Origin of the sequence: Pseudomonas sp. RC10, from assembly GCF_038397775.1 — a bacterium.
GTDB lineage: Bacteria > Pseudomonadota > Gammaproteobacteria > Pseudomonadales > Pseudomonadaceae > Aquipseudomonas > Aquipseudomonas bambusae.
Genome location: NZ_CP151650.1, coordinates 4,929,753 through 4,951,403, shown reverse-complemented (window position 1 = coordinate 4,951,403; position 21,651 = coordinate 4,929,753). Strand labels below are relative to the sequence as shown.

General features: G+C 62.0%; 16 protein-coding genes. 7 read left to right on the top strand and 9 right to left on the bottom strand.

Translation table 11 applies throughout. The features are described from left to right. The 6 genes from AAEO81_RS22505 to gloB all read right to left on the bottom strand — a co-directional run bounded on the left by AAEO81_RS22505 (position 1) and on the right by gloB (position 8,583). Positions 1–1,020 carry an ABC transporter permease gene (locus AAEO81_RS22505; RefSeq protein ID WP_166593219.1) on the bottom strand — a complete coding sequence of 340 codons (1,020 nt, stop codon included), beginning with the start codon at positions 1,018–1,020 and terminating at the stop codon, positions 1–3. 1 nt (position 1,021) lies between these two features. Beyond that, positions 1,022–2,095, bottom strand: coding sequence for a microcin C ABC transporter permease YejB (locus AAEO81_RS22500; protein ID WP_166593218.1), 1,074 nt, complete (start codon positions 2,093–2,095; stop codon positions 1,022–1,024). Between the two features lies 1 nt (position 2,096). Next, positions 2,097–3,989, bottom strand: a complete 1,893-nt coding sequence (locus AAEO81_RS22495) for an extracellular solute-binding protein (protein ID WP_341959106.1) — start codon at positions 3,987–3,989, stop codon at positions 2,097–2,099. Next, complete coding sequence (locus AAEO81_RS22490) at positions 3,986–5,815, bottom strand: extracellular solute-binding protein (protein WP_341959105.1); 1,830 nt, start codon at positions 5,813–5,815, stop codon at positions 3,986–3,988. The genes AAEO81_RS22495 and AAEO81_RS22490 overlap by 4 nt, the downstream gene beginning before the upstream one ends. Positions 5,816–6,063: 248 nt before the next feature. Continuing rightward, the gene (locus AAEO81_RS22485) at positions 6,064–7,704 is read right to left on the bottom strand and encodes a LysM peptidoglycan-binding domain-containing protein (protein ID WP_341959104.1); all 1,641 of its coding nucleotides are present in this window, start codon (positions 7,702–7,704) and stop codon (positions 6,064–6,066) included. 99 nt (positions 7,705–7,803) lie between these two features. Beyond that, on the bottom strand, positions 7,804–8,583 hold the full coding sequence (gene gloB, locus AAEO81_RS22480; RefSeq protein WP_341959102.1) for a hydroxyacylglutathione hydrolase: 780 nt from the start codon (positions 8,581–8,583) through the stop codon (positions 7,804–7,806). 97 nt (positions 8,584–8,680) lie between these two features. On the opposite strand from gloB, the gene AAEO81_RS22475 reads away from it, so the two are divergent. From AAEO81_RS22475 to AAEO81_RS22460, 4 genes are all read left to right on the top strand, one after another. Continuing rightward, entirely contained in the window at positions 8,681–9,439 is a 759-nt protein-coding gene (locus AAEO81_RS22475) for a methyltransferase domain-containing protein (RefSeq protein ID WP_166593213.1), read from the top strand. 47 nt (positions 9,440–9,486) lie between these two features. Beyond that, positions 9,487–9,945, top strand: coding sequence for a ribonuclease HI (rnhA, locus tag AAEO81_RS22470; RefSeq protein ID WP_341959097.1), 459 nt, complete (start codon positions 9,487–9,489; stop codon positions 9,943–9,945). 344 nt (positions 9,946–10,289) lie between these two features. Then, positions 10,290–11,033 carry a DNA polymerase III subunit epsilon gene (gene dnaQ / locus AAEO81_RS22465; protein ID WP_341964600.1) on the top strand — a complete coding sequence of 248 codons (744 nt, stop codon included), beginning with the start codon at positions 10,290–10,292 and terminating at the stop codon, positions 11,031–11,033. A gap of 49 nt (positions 11,034–11,082) precedes the next feature. Beyond that, positions 11,083–11,655 carry a GNAT family N-acetyltransferase gene (locus AAEO81_RS22460; RefSeq protein ID WP_341959095.1) on the top strand — a complete coding sequence of 191 codons (573 nt, stop codon included), beginning with the start codon at positions 11,083–11,085 and terminating at the stop codon, positions 11,653–11,655. Positions 11,656–11,766: 111 nt separating this feature from the next. Here the strand turns inward: AAEO81_RS22460 and AAEO81_RS22455 are convergent, their stop codons facing one another. Further along, positions 11,767–11,979, bottom strand: a complete 213-nt coding sequence (locus AAEO81_RS22455; RefSeq protein WP_341959093.1) for a hypothetical protein — start codon at positions 11,977–11,979, stop codon at positions 11,767–11,769. A 316-nt stretch (positions 11,980–12,295) separates the two neighbouring features. Between AAEO81_RS22455 and AAEO81_RS22450 the strand changes: the two genes are divergently transcribed. Then, positions 12,296–12,859: an NAD(P)H-dependent oxidoreductase gene (locus AAEO81_RS22450; protein WP_341959092.1), complete on the top strand. Its 564-nt coding sequence runs from the start codon at positions 12,296–12,298 to the stop codon at positions 12,857–12,859. 117 nt (positions 12,860–12,976) lie between these two features. On the opposite strand, the gene phnX is transcribed toward AAEO81_RS22450, so the two are convergent. Then, complete coding sequence (phnX, locus tag AAEO81_RS22445; protein ID WP_341959091.1) at positions 12,977–13,804, bottom strand: phosphonoacetaldehyde hydrolase; 828 nt, start codon at positions 13,802–13,804, stop codon at positions 12,977–12,979. Positions 13,805–13,855: 51 nt separating this feature from the next. Further along, positions 13,856–14,965 carry a 2-aminoethylphosphonate--pyruvate transaminase gene (locus AAEO81_RS22440; RefSeq protein WP_341959090.1) on the bottom strand — a complete coding sequence of 370 codons (1,110 nt, stop codon included), beginning with the start codon at positions 14,963–14,965 and terminating at the stop codon, positions 13,856–13,858. 101 nt (positions 14,966–15,066) lie between these two features. Here AAEO81_RS22440 and AAEO81_RS22435 point away from each other — a divergent pair, with 101 nt between their 5' ends. Further along, positions 15,067–15,921 carry a LysR family transcriptional regulator gene (locus AAEO81_RS22435; RefSeq protein ID WP_341959088.1) on the top strand — a complete coding sequence of 285 codons (855 nt, stop codon included), beginning with the start codon at positions 15,067–15,069 and terminating at the stop codon, positions 15,919–15,921. A 202-nt stretch (positions 15,922–16,123) separates the two neighbouring features. Further along, positions 16,124–21,499 carry a DUF6543 domain-containing protein gene (locus AAEO81_RS22430; protein ID WP_341959086.1) on the top strand — a complete coding sequence of 1,792 codons (5,376 nt, stop codon included), beginning with the start codon at positions 16,124–16,126 and terminating at the stop codon, positions 21,497–21,499. Positions 21,500–21,651 lie beyond the last annotated feature (152 nt).

The following is a 21,651-nucleotide window of genomic DNA, read 5'->3' as shown; positions in this document are numbered from 1 at the left end:
TCATTTCCTCGGGTCGAATGCGTCACGGGCGGATTCGCCGATGAACACCAGCAAACTCAACATGATCGCCAGCACGGCAAAGGCACTGATGCCCAGCCACGGCGCCTGCAGGTTGGATTTACCCTGCGCGACCAGTTCGCCCAGCGAGGGCGAGCCGGCGGGCAGGCCGAAGCCCAGGAAGTCCAGCGCGGTCAGGGTGCCGATCGCGCCGGTGAGAATGAACGGCATGAAGGTCATGGTCGAGACCATGGCGTTGGGCAGGATGTGGCGGAACATGATCGCGCCGTTCTGCATGCCCAGGGCGCGGGCGGCGCGCACGTATTCGAGGTTGCGTCCGCGCAGGAACTCGGCGCGCACCACGTCCACCAGGCTCATCCACGAGAACAGCAGCATGATGCCCAACAGCCACCAGAAGTTGGGCTGCACGAAGCTGGCGAGGATGATCAGCAGGTACAGCACCGGCAGGCCCGACCAGATTTCCAGAAACCGCTGGCCGACCAGATCGACCCAGCCGCCGTAAAAGCCCTGCAAGGCTCCGGCGATGACGCCGATGATCGAGCTAAGGACCGTCAGCGTCAGGGCGAACAGCACCGAGACCCGGAAACCGTAGATCACCCGGGCCAGCACATCACGGCCCTGGTCGTCGGTGCCGAAGAGATTCTCGCGGGACGGCGGGGCAGGGGCCGGGACTTTCAGGTCGTAGTTGATGCTCTGGTAACTGAACGGGATCGGCGCCCATAACGTCCAGCCGTCTTTGGCCGCGATCAGCTCCTTGATGTACGGGCTCTTGTAGTTGGCTTCCAGCGGGAATTCGCCGCCGAAGGTCGTTTCGGGGTAGCGCTCGAACACCGGGAAAAACCACTGGCCGTCGTATTTCACGATCAGCGGCTTGTCGTTGGCGATCAGCTCGGCGCCCAGGCTCAGGCCGAACAGGATGAGGAACAGCCACAGCGACCACCAGCCGCGCTTGTTGGCCTTGAAGCGTTCGAAACGGCGTCGATTGAGAGGGGACAACGTCATATCAATGATCCCTGCGGTCGAAGTCGATACGTGGGTCAACCAGCGTGTAGGTCAGGTCGCCGATCAGTTTCACCACCAGCCCCAGCAGGGTGAAGATGAAGAGGGTGCCGAACACCACCGGGTAGTCGCGGTTGATCGCGGCTTCGAAACTCATCAGGCCGAGGCCGTCGAGGGAAAAGATCACTTCCACCAGCAGCGAGCCGGTGAAGAAAATGCCAATGAACGCCGACGGGAAACCCGCGATCACCAGCAGCATCGCGTTGCGAAACACATGGCCGTAGAGCACGCGATGCTGAGTCAGGCCCTTGGCCTTGGCGGTGATCACGTACTGCTTGCCGATTTCATCGAGGAAGCTGTTTTTGGTCAGCAAGGTCATGGTGGCAAAGTTGCCGATCACCAACGCGGTGATTGGCAGTACAAGGTGCCAGAAGTAATCGCCGACCTTGCCCAGCCAGCTCAGCTCGTCGAAGTTGCTGGAGGTCAGGCCCCGCAGCGGGAACCAGTCGAAATAACTGCCGCCTGCGAAGACCACGATCAGCAGGATGGCGAACAGGAACGCCGGGATTGCATAGCCGACGATGATCGCCGAGCTGGTCCAGACGTCGAACTGGCTGCCGTGTCGCGTGGCCTTGGCGATCCCGAGCGGGATCGACACCAGGTACATGATCAGGGTGCTCCACAGCCCGAGCGAGATCGACACCGGCATCTTCTCGACGATCAGGTCGATGACCTTGGCGTCGCGGAAGAAGCTGTCGCCGAAATCGAGCCGGGCGTAGTTCTTGACCATGATCCACAGGCGTTCCGGCGCCGACTTGTCGAAGCCGTACATGTGCTCGATTTCCTTGATCAGCGCCGGGTCCAGGCCCTGTGCGCCGCGGTAGGTCGAGCCTGCCACCGAGACTTCCGCGCCGCCCCCGGCGATGCGGCTGGTGGCGCCTTCGAAGCCTTCGAGCTTGGCGATCATCTGTTCCACCGGGCCACCGGGAGCGGCCTGGATGATCACGAAGTTGATCAACAGGATGCCGAACAGGGTCGGCACGATCAGCAGCAAACGCCGCAGAATGTACGCCAGCATGTTATTGCTCCGTGTCCTTGGATGGCGTTTCAGGCCCGGCGGCGTCCTGCGTGGTTTGCACCGGAATCGCAGGAGTCGCGTCGGGTTTGACCCACCAGGTCATGGTGCCGATGTCGTAAAGCGGGGATTTTTTCGGATGACCGAGGTGATCCCAGTACGCCAACCGCCAGGTTTTGATGTGCCAGTTGGGGATCACGTAATAGCCCCAGAGCAGGGCGCGATCGAGGGCGCGGGTGTGGTCGATCAGGCTCTGACGCGAGTCCGCGTTGATCAGGCCACTGACCAGCGTGTCGACGGCGGGGTCTTTGAGCCCGATCAGGTTGTAGCTGCCCGGTTTGTCGGCGGCGGACGAATCCCAGTATTCGCGCTGTTCATTACCCGGCGAGCTGGATTGCGGGAAGCTGCCGACGATCATGTCGTAGTCCCGCGAGCGGCGGCGGGTGATGTATTGCGAGACGTCCACCCGGCGAATCTCCAGGTTGATGCCGATGTCCGCGAGGTTGCGCTTGAACGGTAACAGCACGCGCTCGAATTCGGTCTGAGCCAGCAGGAATTCGATGCTGACCGGCTTGCCTTCGGTGTCGACCATCTTGTCGCCGACGATCTTCCAGCCCGCGTCTTTCAGCAACGCGAACGCCTTGCGCTGTTGCTCGCGAATGATCCCGCTGCCATCGGTGACCGGCAGTTTGAATTCATCGGTGAACAGCGCGGGCGGCAGTTTGTCACGCAGCGGTTCGAGGATTTTCAGCTCGGCCTCGGACGGCAGCCCACGAGAGCCCATGTCCGAGTTGTCGAAATAACTTTTTGTACGTGTATAGGTGCCAAAAAATAGTTGCTTGTTGGTCCACTCGAAATCCAGCAGCAGGCTGAGGGCCTGACGCACACGAACGTCCTGGAACATCGGCTTGCGCAGGTTGAAGATGAAACCCTGCATGCCTTGCGGGTTGCCGTTGGGGATTTCTTCCTTGATCAAACGGCCCTCACGCACGGCGGGCACGTCGTAGGCCGTGGCCCAGTTTTTCGCGGTCATCTCCTGCCAGAAGTCGAAGGCCCCGGCCTTCAAGGCTTCGAGGGCCACGGTGTTGTCGCGGTAGTAGTCGGTGGACAGCTTGTCGAAGTTGTAGAAGCCCTTGTTGACCGGCAGGTCCTTGCCCCAGTAATCCTTGACCCGCTCGTAACGCACCGAGCGTCCGGGTTTGACGTCGACCACCTTGTACGGCCCGCTGCCCAACGGAATCTCCAGATTGCCCTTGCTGAAATCGCGGGTGGCCCACCAATGTTTAGGCAGCACCGGCAGTTGGCCAATGATCAGTGGCAGCTCGCGGTTGTCGTTGTGCTTGAACTTGAACAGTACCGTGGTGGGGTTTTCCGCCACCGCCTGATCGACATCGGCGTAATAGCTGCGGTACAGCGGCGAGCCGTCCTTGATCAATGTCTCGAAACTGAACACCACGTCGTCGGCACGCACCGCGTGGCCGTCGTTGAACCTGGCTTCAGGTCGCAGGTAGAAACGCACCCAGCTGTTGTCCGGGGCGCGTTCGACTTTCTCGGCGATGAGGCCGTATTCGGTGAACGGCTCGTCCAGACCCTGACGCATCAGGGTGTCGTAAATCAGGCCGATGTCGTCGGCGGGCACGCCCTTGCTGATGAACGGATTGAGGCTGTCGAAGCCGCCAAACCCCGCGCTGCGCAGGATGCCGCCCTTCGGCGCGTCGGGGTTTACGTAATCGAAGTGCTTGTAGTCCGCCGGGTATTTGGGCGCTTCGTTGTAGAGCGTGATGGCATGTTGCGGCGCGGCCTGGGATGAGGTGGCCATCCCCAGCAGCAGTGGGGTCAGCAGGAATGGGCTCAGCAACAAGCCGCCAACCCGCGTCAGGGAGCGGAGGGCAGTCATGGGTTTTTCTCCGAAGGCTTGAGCCACCACGCACGCAGGCCCAGGGTATAGGGCGGGGTGGTGACGAAGGCGAATCTGTTGCGGTACGCCAGACGATGGGTGCTGAGGTACCAGTTGGGGATCATGTAATGCTGCCAGAGCAGGACGCGGTCCAGTGCTTTGGTCGCGGCGACCTGATCTTCACGGGTTTTCGCCGACAATAACTGGCTGAGGAGGCTATCCACCACCGGATTGGCGACGCCCGCGTAGTTTTTGCTGCCCTTGATGCCCGCCTGGCTGGAATGGAAGTACTGCCATTGCTCCAGGCCCGGACTCAGGGTCTGGCTGAGGGTCATCAGAATCATGTCGAAATCGAACTGGTCCAGCCGCTGCTTGTATTGAGCGCGATCGACCGTGCGCAGCCGAGCCTCGATGCCGATTCGCGTGAGGTCTTCGATGTAGGGCTGCAGGATTCGTTCGAGGCTGGGGTTGACCAGGAGTATTTCAAAACGCAACGGCTGACCGGCCGCGTTGGTCAGGCCACGGTCGGTGAATTTCCAACCGGCGTCGGCGAGCAGGCCGAGGGCGCGGCGAATGGTGTCGCGGGGCACGCCGCCGCCATCGGTTTTCGACACCGCAAACGGCTGGGTGAACAGCGGCGCGGGCAATTGATTGCGATAGGGCGACAGCATCAGGAATTCGCGGCCGGACGGCAGGTCGGTCGCGGAAAATTCGCTGTTGGGGTAGTAGCTGGTCGAGCGCTGGTAGGCGTTGTTGAACAGGGTGCGGTTGGTCCACTCGAAATTGAACATCAGGCCCAAGGCTTCCCGGACGCGAATGTCAGCGAAGGTGCCGCGCCGGGTGTTCATGAATAGGCCCTGGGTCTGGGTCGGGATCTGGTGCGCAATCTGCGCCTTGATCACACGGCCTTCGTTGACGGCGGGGTAGTCGTAGCCGGTGAACCAGTTCTTGGCCTGATGCTCGATGTAGATGTCGAATTCGCCCGCTTTGAAGGCTTCGAAGGCGACGTCGGCGTCGCGGTAGAACTCCACTTCCACGCGGTTGAAGTTGTACTTGCCGCGATTGACCGGCAGATCCTTGCCCCAGTAATCCTTGACCCGCTCGAACACCAGGCTGCGCCCCGGACGGACCTGAGTGATGCGGTACGGCCCGCTGCCCAGCGGCGCCTCGAAGGTGGTGGCCTTGAAGTCGCGGTTCTTCCAGTAATGCTGCGGCAGCACGGGCAGTTCGCCGAGGCGCAGAATCAATAATGGATTGCCGGATCGCTTGAACACGAAACGGATGCGATGGCGGTTGAGGATGTCCACCCGCTGCACTTCCTGCAACGCCGTGCGGTATTGCGGGTGTCCGTCTTTCAACAGAGTTCTGTAGGAAAACGCCACGTCGTAGGCGGTAATCGGCTTGCCATCGTGAAAGCGCGCTTCGGGGCGCAGGTTGAACACCACCCAGCTGCGGTCTTCGCTGTATTCGACGGTTTTGGCGATCAGGCCGTAGCTTGACGTCGGTTCGTCCCCGGACGGGTCGTATTGCCCGGTGCCGACCATGAGCGGCTCGTTCAGCTCACTGACGCCGTACTGGCCGAAATTGGGGGTCGAGATCGGGCTGCTGCCCTTGAAAGTGTAGGGGTTGAGCGTGTCGAACGTGCCGTTGGCCATGATTCGCAAGGTGCCAGCCTTCGGCGCCTCGGGGTTGACCCAGTCGAAATGGGTGAAGCTGGCCGGGTACTTGAGGACACCGAACTGTGCGTAACCATGGCTTTCGCTGATGGTCGCGGCGGCTGTCGTGCTCAAGACCAGGCTGAAAGTCAGCAGCAGGAGGCGTATCAAATGGCGTTCGATCCAGGCAGCGGTCGGTCACAGTAACAGCTTGTATGGGCTGGAAAAAGGGTGGTGGCCAGCATCGAACCTGTAGGAGTGAGCTTGCTCGCGATAGCGGTGTTTCAGGCGACCGATGTGTCAGAGACACACCGCTATCGCGAGCGAGCTCACTCCTACAGGTTCAGAAGCGTGTCAGCGAATGATGCGTTGAAGGATTCAACGCAATCGCGCTCTGCGGAGGGGGCGGTGTCGGTAGATCAATGCGGCAAATAAACCGTCAACGTCTGCCCAGGCTTCAACGCCTGGCCGCTGCGCGGGTTCCAGCGCTTGAGGTGTTGCATCTCGACGTTGAAACGCTTGGCCACGGCGTACATCGAATCGCCTTTCTGGATCTTGTACTGCATCGCCTTCGGTTCGGCGTCCTGAGCCTTGCCTTTGGCCTTGCTGCCGGTGTCGGCTTTGGCCACCGCGCGAGCGCTGGCTTTGGTGGTTGGCGCAGGGGCAGGCTTGCTGTTGTCCTGCATCACCAGCGTCTGGCCCACTTTCATGTTGTGGCCGGTCAGCTTGTTCCAGTGCTGCAGGTCCTTGGCGTCCACCTTGTTGACGCGGGCGATCTGCGCGAGGGTGTCGCCCTTCTTCACTTTATAGGTGCGCATGCGGACAGGCTTTTCATCCACCTCGGCCACTTCTTCGAACACCGGCATCGCGGTTTTCATGCCCGGTTGCACGGGGATGGTCAGGGCCTGGCCGCGCTTGAGGTGATTGCCCGAGAGCTTGTTCAAGTCCTTGAGCGTGCTGGTCGACACCTTGTAGCGGCTGGCGATGCTGGCCAGGCTGTCGCCCGGACGCACGCGGTATTGCTGCCAGTCCACCAACTCTTCGGGCTTCATGTTCGAGAGGTTGGCGGTCAGCAATTGTGATTTGGAGGTCGGCACCAACAGGTGCTGAGGGCCGTCGATGGTCAGGCGCTTCTTGAACGCCGGGTTGAGCTGCATCAGCTCGTCTTCATCGATGTTGGCCATCTGCGCGACTTTGGACAGGTCCATGCGCTGGTTCAGCTCGACGACTTCGAAGTAAGGCTTGTTGTCGATCGGGTTGAGGTTGACGCCGTAGGCTTCCGGCGACATCACCACTTGCGACAGGGCCAGCAGTTTCGGCACGTAGTCGCGGGTTTCCTGCGGCAGGGGCAGGTTCCAGTAGTCGGTCGGCAGATTGAGCTTTTCGTTGCGTTCAATGGCGCGGCTGACGGTGCCTTCACCGGCGTTATAGGCCGCGAGAGCCAGCAGCCAGTCGCCGTTGAACATGTCGTGCAGCTTGGTCAGGTAGTCAAGGGCGGCGGCGGTGGACGCTGTGATGTCGCGGCGGCCATCGTAGAAACTGGTCTGGCGCAGGTTGAAGTAACGCCCCGTGGACGGGATGAACTGCCAGATGCCGGCGGCATCGCTGCGGGACAGCGCGTTCGGGTTGTAGGCGCTTTCGATGACCGGCAGCAGCGCCAGTTCCAACGGCATGTTGCGTTCTTCGAGGCGTTCGACGATGTAGTGCATATATAGGCTGCCACGCTCACCGGCCGTTTCAAGAAACGACGGGTTGTTGGCGAACCAGAGACGCTGTTGGTCGATGCGCGGGTTGAGGCCGTTGCCGTCTTGCAACTGGAAGCCCTGACGCATGCGCTCCCACACATCATGGGGCGGGGCCAGCGGAGCGGGTTTGCGTGCCACGAAAACGGGCTGAGGTTTGGCGACGGCGGGGGTGTGAGAGACGTTGGTCGAGCCACTGGGCTCCAGGCTGCTGGTGGTCTGGCAGCCTGCCAACGTTGCGCTCGCGACCACCGCGATTGCCTGAGCTAACCGAGTCAATGCGTCGGAATTAAAGGTTCTGCGTATGGATGACGACATTGGCTGGGGGATAGTTCCAGTCGAAAATGTCGGGCGATTCTAGAAAGCGTCTTAAGAACGGTCAACCTTTCAGAATTTTTGTGCCGATCCGCGACCCGTTTAGAACTTATCTTTCCAAGCCCGCAAGGCGGCAAAAACGGCTACAGGCGACGCGTTGTCTATACCCGTCCGTTCGTCCGCTTTTTGTTTTACTGAAGGTTGCGAAGCGCGCAAAAACGGATTGGTCTTGCGCTCCAGACCCAATGTCGAGGGCAGGCTGATACGGTTTTTCTCGCGCCAGCGGGTCACTTGCTCGAAACGGCCAGTGACGTCCGGGTTCTCCGGCTCCACGGCCACGGCAAAACGCAGATTGCTCAGGGTGTATTCATGGGCGCAATACACCTCAGTGCTATCAGGCAATTCGGCCAGGCGGCTCAGCGAATGATGCATCTGTTCCGGGGTGCCTTCGAACAGGCGACCACAGCCCGCCGCGAACAGGGTGTCGCCGCTGAACAGCAACGGTGTCTGCGGATCGGCGTGATAAAAGGCGATGTGTCCGAGGGTGTGGCCGGGGACCGCATGGACGGCGAAGGTCAGGCCGAGTACGGTGACTTCATCGTGATCGGACAGCGCAACGTCCCGGCCCGGAATTTTTTCGTTGGCCGGGCCGTAGACTTTAGCGCCCGTAAGGTCCTTGAGCTCGGCCACGCCACCGGTGTGGTCCGCGTGGTGATGGGTGATCAGGATGTCGCTCAGTTCCCAGCCTGGGTGGTTGCCCAGCCAGGCCAGCACGGGCGCAGCGTCGCCGGGATCGACCACGGCGCAACGCTGGCTGGCATTGTCTTGTAACAACCAGATGTAGTTATCGGTGAAAGCGGGCAGGGCATCGATCTGTATCATGGCGCGATTCACTTGGCTGGAAACAAAGCGCAATCTTAGAGTCTGAATAGCGTCCACGCGAGCCTTCCTGGCGCGGGCCATCTCATGGAGACCGGAAATGACCGATGAAGCGTTCGCCCAGGCCGACCCCGAGTGGCTTGAGTTGATCAGCGCTGCCCGTGAGTGGCTGTCCGGCCCTTTAGGGCAGTTGTTGCTGGAAGAAGAACGAAAGGTGCTGGAGGAAGAGCTCGAACGGTTCTTTGGCGGCTACCTGGTGCATTACGGACCGTCGGCGCAAAACCCGCCCGAAGCCAAGCAGGTGCAGCGCAACGTACGGCTTGGCGCGCCGTTGCCGGGGGTTGAGATCGTTTGCGAAGAGCAGGCCTGGCCGTTGAGCGAGCACGCGGCTGACGTCGTGGTGATGCAGCACGGGCTGGATTTCTGTCTTTCTCCCCACGGTCTGTTGCGCGAAGCCGCCAGCAGTGTGCGACCTGGTGGCCATTTGGTGATCGTCGGCATCAACCCTTGGAGCACGTGGGGCGTCCGTCATTTCTTCGCCAACGATGCCTTGCGTCGGGCGCGTTGCATCTCGCCATCGCGGGTTGGCGACTGGCTCAATCTGCTGGGCTTCGCGCTGGAGAAACGCCGGTTCGGGTGCTATCGTCCGCCGCTTGCTTCGCCCAAGTGGCAAAACCGCCTGTCAGGCCTTGAGCGTCTGGGCGGTGGCTGGCAGAGCCCCGGTGGCGGCTTCTATCTATTGGTGGCGCGCAAGATGGTGGTCGGTCTGCGACCGGTGCGCATGCCCCGCCGGGAACCCATGGGCAAACTCCTGCCGTTGCCGATGGCCAAGGTCAATCGGCGCACCCCCGAGCTTTGATGCCTTAGGGTGGATAGCCGGGCTTCATCAATTCTGGAACGAATGTAATGAGCGATACCGATACCGTCGAACTCTTCTCCGATGGCGCCTGCAAGGGCAATCCCGGTCCTGGCGGCTGGGGCGCATTGCTGGTCTGCAAAGGCGTTGAAAAGGAACTCTGGGGCGGTGAGGCCAACACCACCAACAATCGCATGGAGCTGCTGGGGGCGATTCGCGGGCTGGAAGAGCTCAAGCGTTCGTGCGACGTGATCCTTGTGACCGACTCGCAGTACGTGATGAAGGGCATCACCGAGTGGATGGTCAACTGGAAGAAGCGCGGCTGGAAGACGGCGGCGAAAGAACCGGTGAAGAACGCCGACCTCTGGAAACAACTGGACGAGCAGGTCAATCGCCACAATGTCACCTGGAAGTGGGTGCGCGGGCACATCGGCCACCCCGGCAACGAACGAGCCGACCAGTTGGCGAATCGCGGGGTGGATGAGGTGCGGGGGATCAAGCACGGTTGATGGCCTGTGCGGCCGATACATTTCCACCGCCTGACCCATCTTCGCGAATGAATTCGCTCCCACAGTTGAGTCCATGTTAAGCCCGGAATTCGCGGCGCAGATGGACCCTGTAGGAGCGAATTTATTCGCGATTGGCCGGTGCAGCCGAGCATCTCCATCGCCTGACCCACCTTCACGAATGAATTCGCTCCTACAGTGGGGGCCGCGTCTGGCCCAGACTCGCGGCGCAGATAAACTCTGTGGGGGTGGGCTTCATCCAATCGGTCGTGCACACATCCCGAAAACTCCCGTGTTAATATCCGCGCCTGCAACCGAGGCGCCAGGCAATGACTGCACAGAACATCATCACTGAACGTCGAGTCGTACTCGACACCGAAACCACCGGTATGCCCGTCACTGATGGCCACCGGGTCATCGAGATCGGGTGTGTCGAGGTGATCGGTCGGCGGTTGACCGGGCGTCATTTCCACGTGTACCTGCAACCGGACCGTGACAGCGACGAGGGCGCCATCGGCGTTCACGGCATCACGGACCAGTTCCTGATCGGCAAGCCGCGTTTTGCCGAAGTCGCCGATGAGTTCTACGAGTTCATCAAGGGCGCGCAGCTGATTATCCACAACGCGCCCTTCGACGTTGGCTTCCTCAATAACGAATTCAATCTGATTGGCCAGCACGACCGCGCCAATCTTTCCAGCTACTGCTCGATCCTTGACACCCTGGCCATGGCCCGTGAGCGTCATCCGGGTCAACGCAACAGCCTCGACGCTCTGTGCAAACGCTACGACGTCGACAACTCCGGTCGTGAGCTGCACGGCGCGTTGCTCGACTCCGAGATTCTGGCGGATGTTTACCTGGCGATGACCGGTGGCCAGACGGCCCTGTCCCTGGCGGGTAACAATGATGGCGAGGGCGGTGCGGACCGTCCTTCCGAAGTCCGCAAGATCGTCAACCGCACGCCGGGTCGGATCGTCATGGCGAGTGAGGCCGAAAGGGCCGAGCACGAAGCGCGTCTGGCGGTCATCGCCAGGTCGGCTGGCGCTCCGGCACTCTGGACTCAGTTGCTGGAAGCGCAGGCCCAGCAAGCCTGAGCCGCCAGGCAGGCTTGACTCCGTTCATCCAAGGCGCAGGAGGCTCCCGGTGACAATGGCCAGCCCGACCCTGAGCATTCGTGTCGCGGACGAGTGCTTCGAGGATTACATCCTCAATTGCGAATTCACCTTTGAGGTCACCGGCTACGCGCAGGTGCAGATCGGTCAGCCCGTGGCGCAATGGCCCGTGACGCCGGTCGAACCTTATCTGAAGAATTACGGGATTGATTCGGAAGAGTTCTGCAACTACCGCGACGGTGGCGACGGCACCGTGCTGGTCGCGTGGCTGGACGAGGACCCGGTCGGGCATATCGTCATCAGCAAGCACTGGAATGGTTTCGCGCACATCGATGAGCTGGCGGTGGACACCGTGGCCCGGCGCAACGGCGTGGCCCGAAAGCTGCTGGACGTGGCGCAGTTCTGGGCCCGCAAACACCACCTGCCCGGCATCATGCTGGAAACCCAGAACAACAACCTGGCAGCATGCAAACTGTATGAACGCTACGGGTTCGTGGTCGGCGGAATCGACCACCTGCGCTACCGCGCCATCGACCCGACGACGCAAGAATCAGCGATCTTCTGGTACCTGCTTTTCGACTCCGTCGACAGCTCCGAGCTATAAGCTGCAAGCCACGAGCTAAAAGCAAACAACGCATTCCCAGACACCGCGCACTGCTTCTGCTTGCAGCTCGTCACTTGCAACTCGCAGCTGCTTCTCCGGAGCTCGTGGCTGTTAACTCGTGCGGGTAAGTTTGATCCCTGACTGCACCAATTCGAATTCATCGCCACCCAAGTGGTTCACGCGGTCGCCAATGGCCAGGCGATAGGTGGACACGGGCTCCTTGCCGTCAGCCTCGTCGGGCTGTGATTCGCGGAATTCATGCACCGGGTAGATGCGACCTTCCGCATCTCTGGCATGAAATTGCCCAACTAGAACTGAAGCCATTTGCTTTGTAACCTCTGGAAATAACTGCTCGTTTTCGCTCGCATCGTACCACTGCGCGCCGTGAATCCGTGTCCGCTCGTAAGGCAAATCCGTAGGATCTGTAGGCACCTTACTCGCTCAAGCCTTTCAGACCGCCGTTTTGAGGGGGAGTTTTCGCCGAGGAAAAAAATAGTCTCGACCAACGGTAGGCGTGGACGCGACGAGATTCGCCACGAAGATCGGCGGATTCGATGAGTGGCAACCAAAAAACAGGGCGGACTGAACGGCATCTTTCATCTATAACTGTCCACTCCTCCATCAGAAGAAGGTCAGCTTCATGAGCCAGCCCCATACCATTGCAGTGATCGTCGGCAGCTTGCGAAAAGACTCCATTAACCGCAAAGTCGCCCGCGCACTGGCAGAGTTGGCACCGCCCAGCCTGAAACTGAGCATCGTCGAAATCGGCGACCTGCCGCTGTACAACGAAGACATCGACCTGGATTCTCCTCCGGCCGCCTACACGGCATTCCGTCAGTCGCTCCAGGGCGCGGACGGTTTCCTGTTCGTCACCCCTGAGTACAACCGCTCGGTGCCGGGTGCACTGAAAAACGCCATCGACGTGGGCTCGCGTCCGTACGGCAAGAGCTCGTGGGGCAAGGCCAAACCTGCGGCAGTGGTGAGCGTATCGCCGGGTGCCATCGGTGGTTTCGGTGCGAACCAGCATTTGCGCCAGAGCTTTGTGTTCCTCGACGTGCTGTGCATGCAGCAACCTGAGGCGTATCTGGGCAACGCCGGGACGTTCTTCGATGAGCAAGGCAAGCTGAGCGAGAAGACCCGCCCGTTCCTGCAGGCCATCATCGATGCGTTTGCGGCGCACGTTGAGCGCACGGTCAAGGCCTGAAGCTGCCCCAAACTGTAGGAGCCGGCTTGCTGGCGAACGCGCGGTGTCAGATAGCTCATTTGGTCACTGACACACCGCTTTCGCCAGCGAGCCGGCTCCTACAGGTTCAGGTTTGTGTCATGCCAGCTGCGGCACTTCCCCTTTCTCCAGACGCCGGTTGATGTCGGCGATCACCTCGGGCAACTCATTGATCGTATCGACGAGATAGTGCGGGCGTGAGCCTTCGAACAATGCGTGAATACGTGTGCGCTCGGCGTCCAGCCTCTCGGGTGTCAGCGCTTGATACTGTTCGTGCGTCATGCCCAGCGCATTGCCCGAGCAGAGCAGTGCCACCGTCCACATTCCCGCGCGGCGGCCTTCGAGAATCCCTGGCACGGTGTCGTCTACTTTGACGCACGCCGCGACATCGTCGACCCCCAACGCAATCACATTGGCCAGCGCTTGTGCAGGCCAGGGGCGCCCGTTTGGCACTTCATCAGTGGCGACCACGTGGTCGGCCACGTAACCGTTTTGCGCGGCCAGTTCGACGACTTTGTTCATCACCACCGCCGGATAGCCCGAGCAGGAACCGATTTTCAGTCCTTGCTGGCGCAGACGGGTGAGGGTGTCCAACGCGCCGGGGATCAGTGCCGAGTGCTCGGCGATTTTTTCGATTTGCAACGGCATGAAGCGTTCATAGATCGCCGTCACGTCCTCGTCTGTGGGCACGCGGCCGAACACCTTGCGGTAACGCTCGGCAATCGGTGATTGATCGCACAGCGTCCGAATGTGGTCCCACTTGCCCATGCCCATGGGGCCGCGGGCTTCTTCGATGGAGACTTGCACGTCGAATTCGGCGAAGGCTTCGACGAAAATCTGCGTCGGGGCGAACGAGCCGAAATCGACGACCGTGCCCGCCCAGTCGAGAATGGCCGCCTGCAGGTGGGTGGGGTTGCTGTAGTTCATGAGGAGATCCTTAAAGTCGTGCGAAGTCAGGGTTTCAAATGGGGGCGAGGCTCAGATGTCGACCACTTCCATTTCCAGCAGGACGTCACCGATGGCATCGACGGCAGCCTGCATGCCTTGGGCGTCCACGTGGCCGATGCAACCAACGCGGAAAGTGTCAACCTGGGTCAGTTTTCCGGGATAGAGGATGAAACCCTTGGCCTTGACCCGCTCGTAGAAATCTTTGAATTGATAACGCGCATCGCGTGGGGCATGGAAGGTGACGATGATCGGCGCTTGAATCGAGGGGGGCAGAAACGGGCGCAATCCCCGTTCGACCATGCCTTTGATCAACGTCTGGCAGTTGGCGGTGTAGCGAGCATTGCGCGCGGGCAAGCCGCCGTCTTCCCGGTATTGCAGCAGGGCTTCGTGCAGCGCCGCGACCACGTGGGTTGGTGGGGTGAAACGCCACTGCCCGGTCTTGGCCATGTAGGCGTATTGGTCGTGCAGGTCCAGTGCCAGCGACGGCGAGCGCCCGGCGGCAGCCTCCAGCGTTTCTTTGCGGACAAAGACGAAACCCATCCCCGGCACGCCCTCCAGGCATTTACCCGAAGCGGCGATCAGCGCGTCGAACGGGATGTTCGCGGCATCCACCGGCAGTGCGCCGAATGAGCTCATGGCATCAATGATCAGCCGTTTACCGTGGCGAGCGACGACGTCCGCGATCTCCGGCAGCGGGTTGAGGATGCCGGTGCTGGTTTCGCAATGAATCAGCGCGATATGGGTGATACGCGAATCGGCTCGCAACATCGCTTCGAGATCGGCCTCCGTGATGGGCTGGTCTTCCGGAGCTTCAAAGGTGCAAAACGCGCGGCCCAGCACGTCGCAAATCTTGGCCAGTCGTTTGCCGTAAGCGCCGTTGATCAGTACCAGCACCTTGCCGTCGCGAGGCACGAGGGTGCCGATGGCGGCTTCGACGGCGAAGGTGCCGCTGCCCTGAAGGGGAACGCAGTGATGGGTGCCGTGGCCGTTGAGAATGTCCAGCAACTGCGTGCAGACGCTGGCGGTCAGGGCATTGAAGCGTTCATCCCACGATCCCCAATCCACCCTCATTGCCTGCCGGGTACGCAGGGATGTCGTCAAAGGGCCGGGGGTCAGCAGGACGGGTGGCGTATTTCTCATGAGGGCCTCGCAGGGTCAGAACGTGATGGGGCTACGTTGACGCTCGGGCGGCTATCAATCAAATTGCTTGTTGTTATCCGAACTATAAGTCAGGCCGATTCATGAACCTCTTTCAACTGCGCGCCTTCGACGCCGTGGCCCGTGAAGGCAGCTTTACCCGTGCTGCCGCCCGCCTGTTCATCAGCCAGCCTGCCGTGACCGGTCACGTGAAGGCGCTGGAAGATCGCTACCAGATCACCCTGCTGCGGCGCACGGCGCGGCGGGTCGAATTGACGGAAGAGGGGGTGAAACTCGCGGCGATCACCCGTGCGATGTTCGGCATGGCCGAGGAAGCCGAAGCGCTGCTGGAGGCCCATCGTGAATTGTTGACGGGGCGTCTGGAAGTTGTGGCGGATGGGCCGCACTTGGTGATGCCCATGCTGGCTCGGCTGCGGGCGAAATTTCCGGGGATCACGGTCAATCTGCGCTTGGGCAATGCCCAGGAAACCCTGGCTGCGCTGGTCTCGGAGCATGCCGATGTGGCGGTGTTGACCGAAGTGGAATCGCGCAAAGGGCTCTGTCTGGAAAGTCTCGTGCAGTCGCGAATCTGTGCGTTGTTGCCGGTTGGGCACGCGTGGGCGAATGAGGTCGAAATCGCGGCCGAGCGGCTGGACCGACAGATCATGGTGTTGCGTGAGTCGTCGTCAGTGACCCGCAAGACGTTCGATGCCGCGTGTGCGCGGGCCGAGGTCAATCCTCGGGTGTTGCTGGAGCTGGACAGTCGTGAAGCGGTCGCCGAAGCGGTGGCGGCGGACCTTGGCATCGGCATCGTGTCGTCGGTCGAAGTCAGCCACGACCCGCGCGTGGTGGCGATGCCGCTGGTGGGGGAGGGGTTGGTGAATCAGCATTTCATCGGCTGCCTGGAACGACGCCGTGAGCTGCGGCTGATCAAAGCGTTTTTCGCATTGGCCCTGTAGCAGCCAGGCGGTGGCGTCAGTGGGATCGCTGCCGTCGGCAAGCCGCGCTGCTGCAAAGGGGCGGCTCAGTCAATCTGAAAATCCCGTCGCTGTGCACAGCGTTATGTAGCGCAGCCCGCCCCGTGTTTCTCCCTACGCTCCCCACATGTGGCCCGTGGCCGGTTCAAACCCGGTCGTGGGCATTTTGTGAAAAGGAGCTTTCATGTCTACTGCCACTGTCACGTATTTCCACAGCGCGTCCCTGCGGCAGCGCTTTTTAGAGGGGCTGGCCGAGGCCGAGCAGGCCCACCGCATCACCTCTGCGCAGCGCACCTGGCTGCAGTGCATCACCCACGACCCGGACGACGATGCGCCGGACCTGTTGCGGGTTGACCGTCTCGTCTTCAGCGACGGCTCGCCACGGCCCCTGGAGCTGGCCGCCGCGTTGATGTTGAGCCACGCCCGGACCGATGATCCTCGCGTGTACCTTCATACCCTCGCCAGAGGCCTTGAGGTGTTTGACGATCGCCACCTGCTGCTGGCCGCCCTGCGCGAGCGCTTCGCGCAGGGCAATGCCGACACGCTGTTCGAGTACGAGAGGATCGAGGTCGACCCGTTCACGGCGCAGATGCTGGCCATCGTTGATCAACAGGTCGAACACGTTGGGCAACTGACGGAACAACTGAGCCGGACCCCGTCGTTGCTGGACGCCTCGACCGCTTCGTTGACCGCGCAGTTACAACGCCTGCTGCCGCACATGCCTCTCGACCCCACCTCGCACCTGTTGCAGGTCACGCCGACAGACGATGGTAATGCCGAGCCGGATCTTGTGGTTCAGACCCTGGCGCACGCGGCGTTCGACGACAGCTGCCAGGTCAATCTGGACGCCGGGTATGAACGCCGCTTTCTCGACGCTCAGGGACGTCTGGCGACCCCGGCCGACAGCGCGTTGCTGCGCGAGGCGTTCGCGGCGGCGCAGACGGACCTCGGCGCGTGTTATCGCGAACGGCTGGCGACGTTCTGGCAAGGCACGGACGCTACGGCAGGCAACTGCCGTGCCCAGGCCATCGCCGGTTTCGACAGCAGCCTGCGCCGCGAGCTGTATGACCATTGCCACGACGGCCCTGCCCATACCGCCGCGCAGCACGCGCTGCTACGGTTGTTGCACGCGGCGCCGGAAGCAACGGACCTGCGCTGCCAGCGGCTGCTGCTCAGCGTCAATGACGGCCCCGGTCGTCCACTGGCGGCGACGTTTCTGATCAAGCCCGACGACGGCAATGAGCAGGTGCTGTGGTTTTCCACGGACCACCGGTTGCTGCACTTCGCCGACCTGGCGGCGCTGACCGAGTTTCTGAACACAGCACCGGGACGCGACCAGTTGCGACCGGCGCTGACGCTGGCCGATCAGCCGATGCTTGGCGGAGCGGGGGTGTTGCAGGTCTCGCTGGTCGACATTCTGGCGCCGCTGTGCGCCGACCGGGTCGACTCGATCATTGCCTTGCAGTCGCGCAATCTGGCGTTCGCCCTGGGCCTGCCCTGTGCGTCGGAAAAGCGCGCGGCGATGGTTGATGACGCGCTGGACGTTCGGCCACTGGTCGATCCACGGCAACTGGCATTCGGCTCGGGGCGCTGGCGTGAGGACGCACCGTTCGATTTTGCCAGCGCGTGGCTCGATGCGCAGGTAACGCCCGCGCCTGCCGAGGAAAACGCTCAGCAACCCGCTGGCCACGCAGACCTTCCCCCCGTCCGCGAGGCCGTTGAGACGGCGACGGCTGCCGGTCTCGACGCCATTGCCGACGAAGCCCGGCGTAACGGCGCCGTATCGTCGGCGACAGAGACCTCCGGGGTGTCCGGCGCCAGCCGCTCGTTGTCCGCTTCCTGGGTCGAGTTCGCCAAAGCTTTCGATGCCCGCGCCGAAGGTTTGCGGAGTCTGCCTGACAGGCTGAGCCACTGCGCAACTCAGGCCCTGCAACGCTACGTGTGCGTGCTGATCGGCCCTCAGGCGCGGGCGAGCAACCTGCATATCCAGTGGCTGGAATCGGCCGCCCTTGAGTCCTCGGACGTCGAGCCCCATGCGGTTACGGTCAGCGAATCGCTTCATGCCGTGTCGCTGGACCTGGTGTCCATGTTGATCGAATGCGTCACCGGGCATCGGTCTGCCGTGGTGCAGCCCAGCACGCAGATCAAGGCGGAGCCGCCGTTGTTCGCCGTGCATCTGGAAGTGACGCTGATCCAGCACATGCTGACCGGTGCCATGGACGGTTTCGAGGCGCGCTATGTGAGTGATTTCCGGCGATCCCGACTGAGTCCGCAGCGCCAGGAGGACGTGCTGTCCAGGCCGTACCAGGACGCGCTCGGCATCCGCGAAGACGCCATGCGCCTCGACCTTTCGCTGGCCAAGCGCCAAGGCAGGATCGACAGCCACGCCATGACCCTTGCCCGACAAGTGCTGGACCGTCCCGTGCGCAGCCTGCGATCAGCGTTGGGTGTACCGGTGGTCGAGGCGTGTTCGGTGTCGTTGTCCTGGGGCGATCAGCCGGGCGCGATGCTGGGGGACACGCTCATCCTGCATCAACCCCTTGTGGCAGACAGCCCGGTGCTGCTGTGGTCGTGCGAGTTCGGCTGGCGGCAGTTCAGCTCGGTGGAGCGGCTACAGGCGACGTTGCGACTGAACCTGCGCGGCGAGAACCGCGAGCGGTGGCTGGTCTTGCTGAGCGAAGGTGAGCGTCGGGCCGTGCGCGCCGATCTGCTGAGCGCCTCTGACGCGCCGATGCATGTCGCCCTGGCCCGCATCGACGGCCATGTGATGCAGGCGATGCAGGACGTTTCGCTCGATCACCAGCAGCAGGACGTGCTTCAGCTGTGCAAGCGAGCGCTGCGTTGTCGATTGGAAGCGAGGTTGTTCGTGCGGCTCGCGAAGGTCACCGAGCAAGACCGACCACTCGTCAATCTGCTCGACGGGCTGTCCATCCGCATCGACAACAGCATCTTCGAAGCGATGTTGCCGCCTTGGGTGAGCAGGGCCTCGATTGCCGAGTTGATGGAGTACTACAACATCTTCAAGCGCTACTACCAGACCAGTGATGACGGCAAGGATTTCATGTTCGGCATCCCGTTGTTGCAAGAGCTCGCGCATCAAAAGCTGATGGACCGACTCAAGCAGGATTTTCCCGAGCAAGCGTTCGATCCGGACCACATCACGGTCACGTCCCATCGCTATGTGTCGGCGTTGCCGGCGGCGGGCGAGCTGCCGTCTGGCGTGCCGGCGGCTACGCTGACGCGCACCGAGTCGCTGGTCGAGTATGCGATCAACCGGTTCGTCGATGCACAGGACGGCGCACTGAGTGTGCAATCCGCCCGCTATCCACAGGCGGCTGCCTCGTTGACGCCCGATTACCTGCGTGCCCTTATCCGGGAGGTGGACATCGGCGCGGCCTATATGGGTTTGCTGCGCAAGGCGTTCATGCCAACCGATGCCCATTACGCCGAACGCAAACACCTGTTCGTGACCCAGTTGCCTGCTGCCCTGATGGCTGTTGCCTTGCCGGAAAAGGTCGAGGGCAGGCTCAGTGAGCGCGGTTATCGCTTCCTTGCAACGGTGCTGAGCATGCCGGACGGCATCGCCCGCGAACCGCTGGACGGCACTTGGGTGATTCTCAGCCCGCTGCAACTGGTGGCAGATGCGGGCATGAGCCCCGACCCGGTCGCCGGTGTCTACCTGATCTGCCCGGCCGCGCCGCACGAGGGCCCGGTGGTGCTGTACGCCGTGTATCACCCGGATTTCGTGTTCAGGGAATACGCCAGTCGCGAGGCGCTGCAACAGGCGTTGCGTACGGACACCGCTTTGCAGGCCTTCTTGCTGGAGCGGCTGGACCCTGAAGTGCAGCGACGTTATGCCCACGGTGGATTCGTCGAACCCCATCTGCCGTTTTCGGTGGAAGGATTCAACGACCTGCCGGTTCGCGCGCCGGGGCCGGTGACCATCGACATCGCCGAGGACAAAGGCAATGCCCTGCACACGATCTTCACCGGCACTCTGAAATTGCTGCTGGACATGGGCGTGTCCAACGCGGTCAGCAACGCTCAGGCTGACCGCGCGGGGCGGCTGTTCCTGGCGACACTGGCCTTGAGTCAGGCGCTCACGTTGCTGCCCAACAAACTGGCGGCGCTGGTCACGCTCTGGCAGAGCCACACGCTGTTTCGGGCATCGGCGCTTTCAGCGTCCCGGCATCGGTGGGGGCGGGCGCTGTCGGAATTCACCGCGGCCTTGGGCGTCGTCGTTACGGTCAGGGAGCAGGCCCTTCTGGAGGCCCCGCCCGAGGAGCAGACGCGCCATGGAGGGCAGGCGGCAGAAGACGCGGAAACGGTGGGTACGTCGTTTTCCTGGACCCGAACCGTGCTCACGGCGGAGCAGCGGGCGCGTCTGGAAGGGCTCGAAGCGCGAAACGTCGAGCTGGATGAGATGCGCCATGACGAATTGCTCAACCTGTATTTCGACAACGAGGATGAAAAACCCTACGCCGTGGTCGCCGGTCGGGTCTATCAGGTGCAGCGCCTGACGGAGCGGGGCGAGTGGAAAATCGTCGACGCGCAGGGCTCGCCTGGTCCTTACATCGTGCTGGACGACAATCAGCACTGGCAGCTTGACCTGAGCCTGCGCCTGAGAGGCGGCGGGGGTGTCGTCACGCGGTGCCTGGACAGCGCCGCCACCGCTAGCGCCGAGGGCAGCTTGGTGGTCGAGGCCCGCGGCATGACCGAGATCCGTCAAACCTACCGCTATCGGGCACGGCGTATCGACGAGGCCCATGCCCAGGCCAGAAATTACCTGGAGAACGCTCTGGACAATCTCCACGCGCACCGGCCGGACGGCACGCTGGACCCTCGGGTGCAGCGCATCGTCGGTGATTTCTTTGGCGTCGAGACGCCGGATCAGGCGCTGTTGACACGAGTCGAAGTGGCGATCAAAACCCTGCTCGACGCGATGATGGATGCGTCGCTTTCCCCGCTGTCGTCGACGCGTATCGTCGTCGGCACCAACCGGCCGGGGCGCGGCCATGTGACGGCGTTCACCATCCCGCTGGACCCGCAGCAACGCATCTTCCTCACCGACCGGTTTTTCCGTCCGCCGCGTTTTCGTCTCAAGCCGGAGGCGATCCAGCAAGGGTTCGAGACCCTGCCGCATTTTCAGGGGGCGACGCTGATTCACGAGGTGTCGCACCTGGTGCTGGACACCAAGGACATCGCGTACCTTGAGTCCAACGCGCCGTTTCCGGACCTGTTGCGCGCAGACACGGCCGCCAACGTTCGCACCCGTGCCCAGATCGAGCGGCTGCAGGATTACCGGCTCTCCCATCGCACCCCCGGGCAGGACCTGTTCACCCAGCAGGAGGACGACCACTGGCGCGATGTGCGGCGCAACGATGCCCTGGGCTACACCAGCATCCTGCGCATCACGGGCGCCAAGACGCTGAATGAAGCCCGCACGATCTTCCTCGCCGACGTCGACAAGCGCAGCCAGATCATGCTCAAGAACGCCGACTCGGTGACCCTGATGATTGTGCGTCTGGGGCGCCACAATTACACCGCGTTGAACCCGTGATGAACCCGTCGCGCCGCCCTGTGTGAGGGTGGTCACGACCTTCAGTGAATCGGAAAAAACCGCCCCGATGTGCAGCGTTATGTAACGCCGCGCACCGGGGCTTTCTTCATACGCTCCTTGCATCGTTGCCCCTCTGCGATTCATCGCCACAC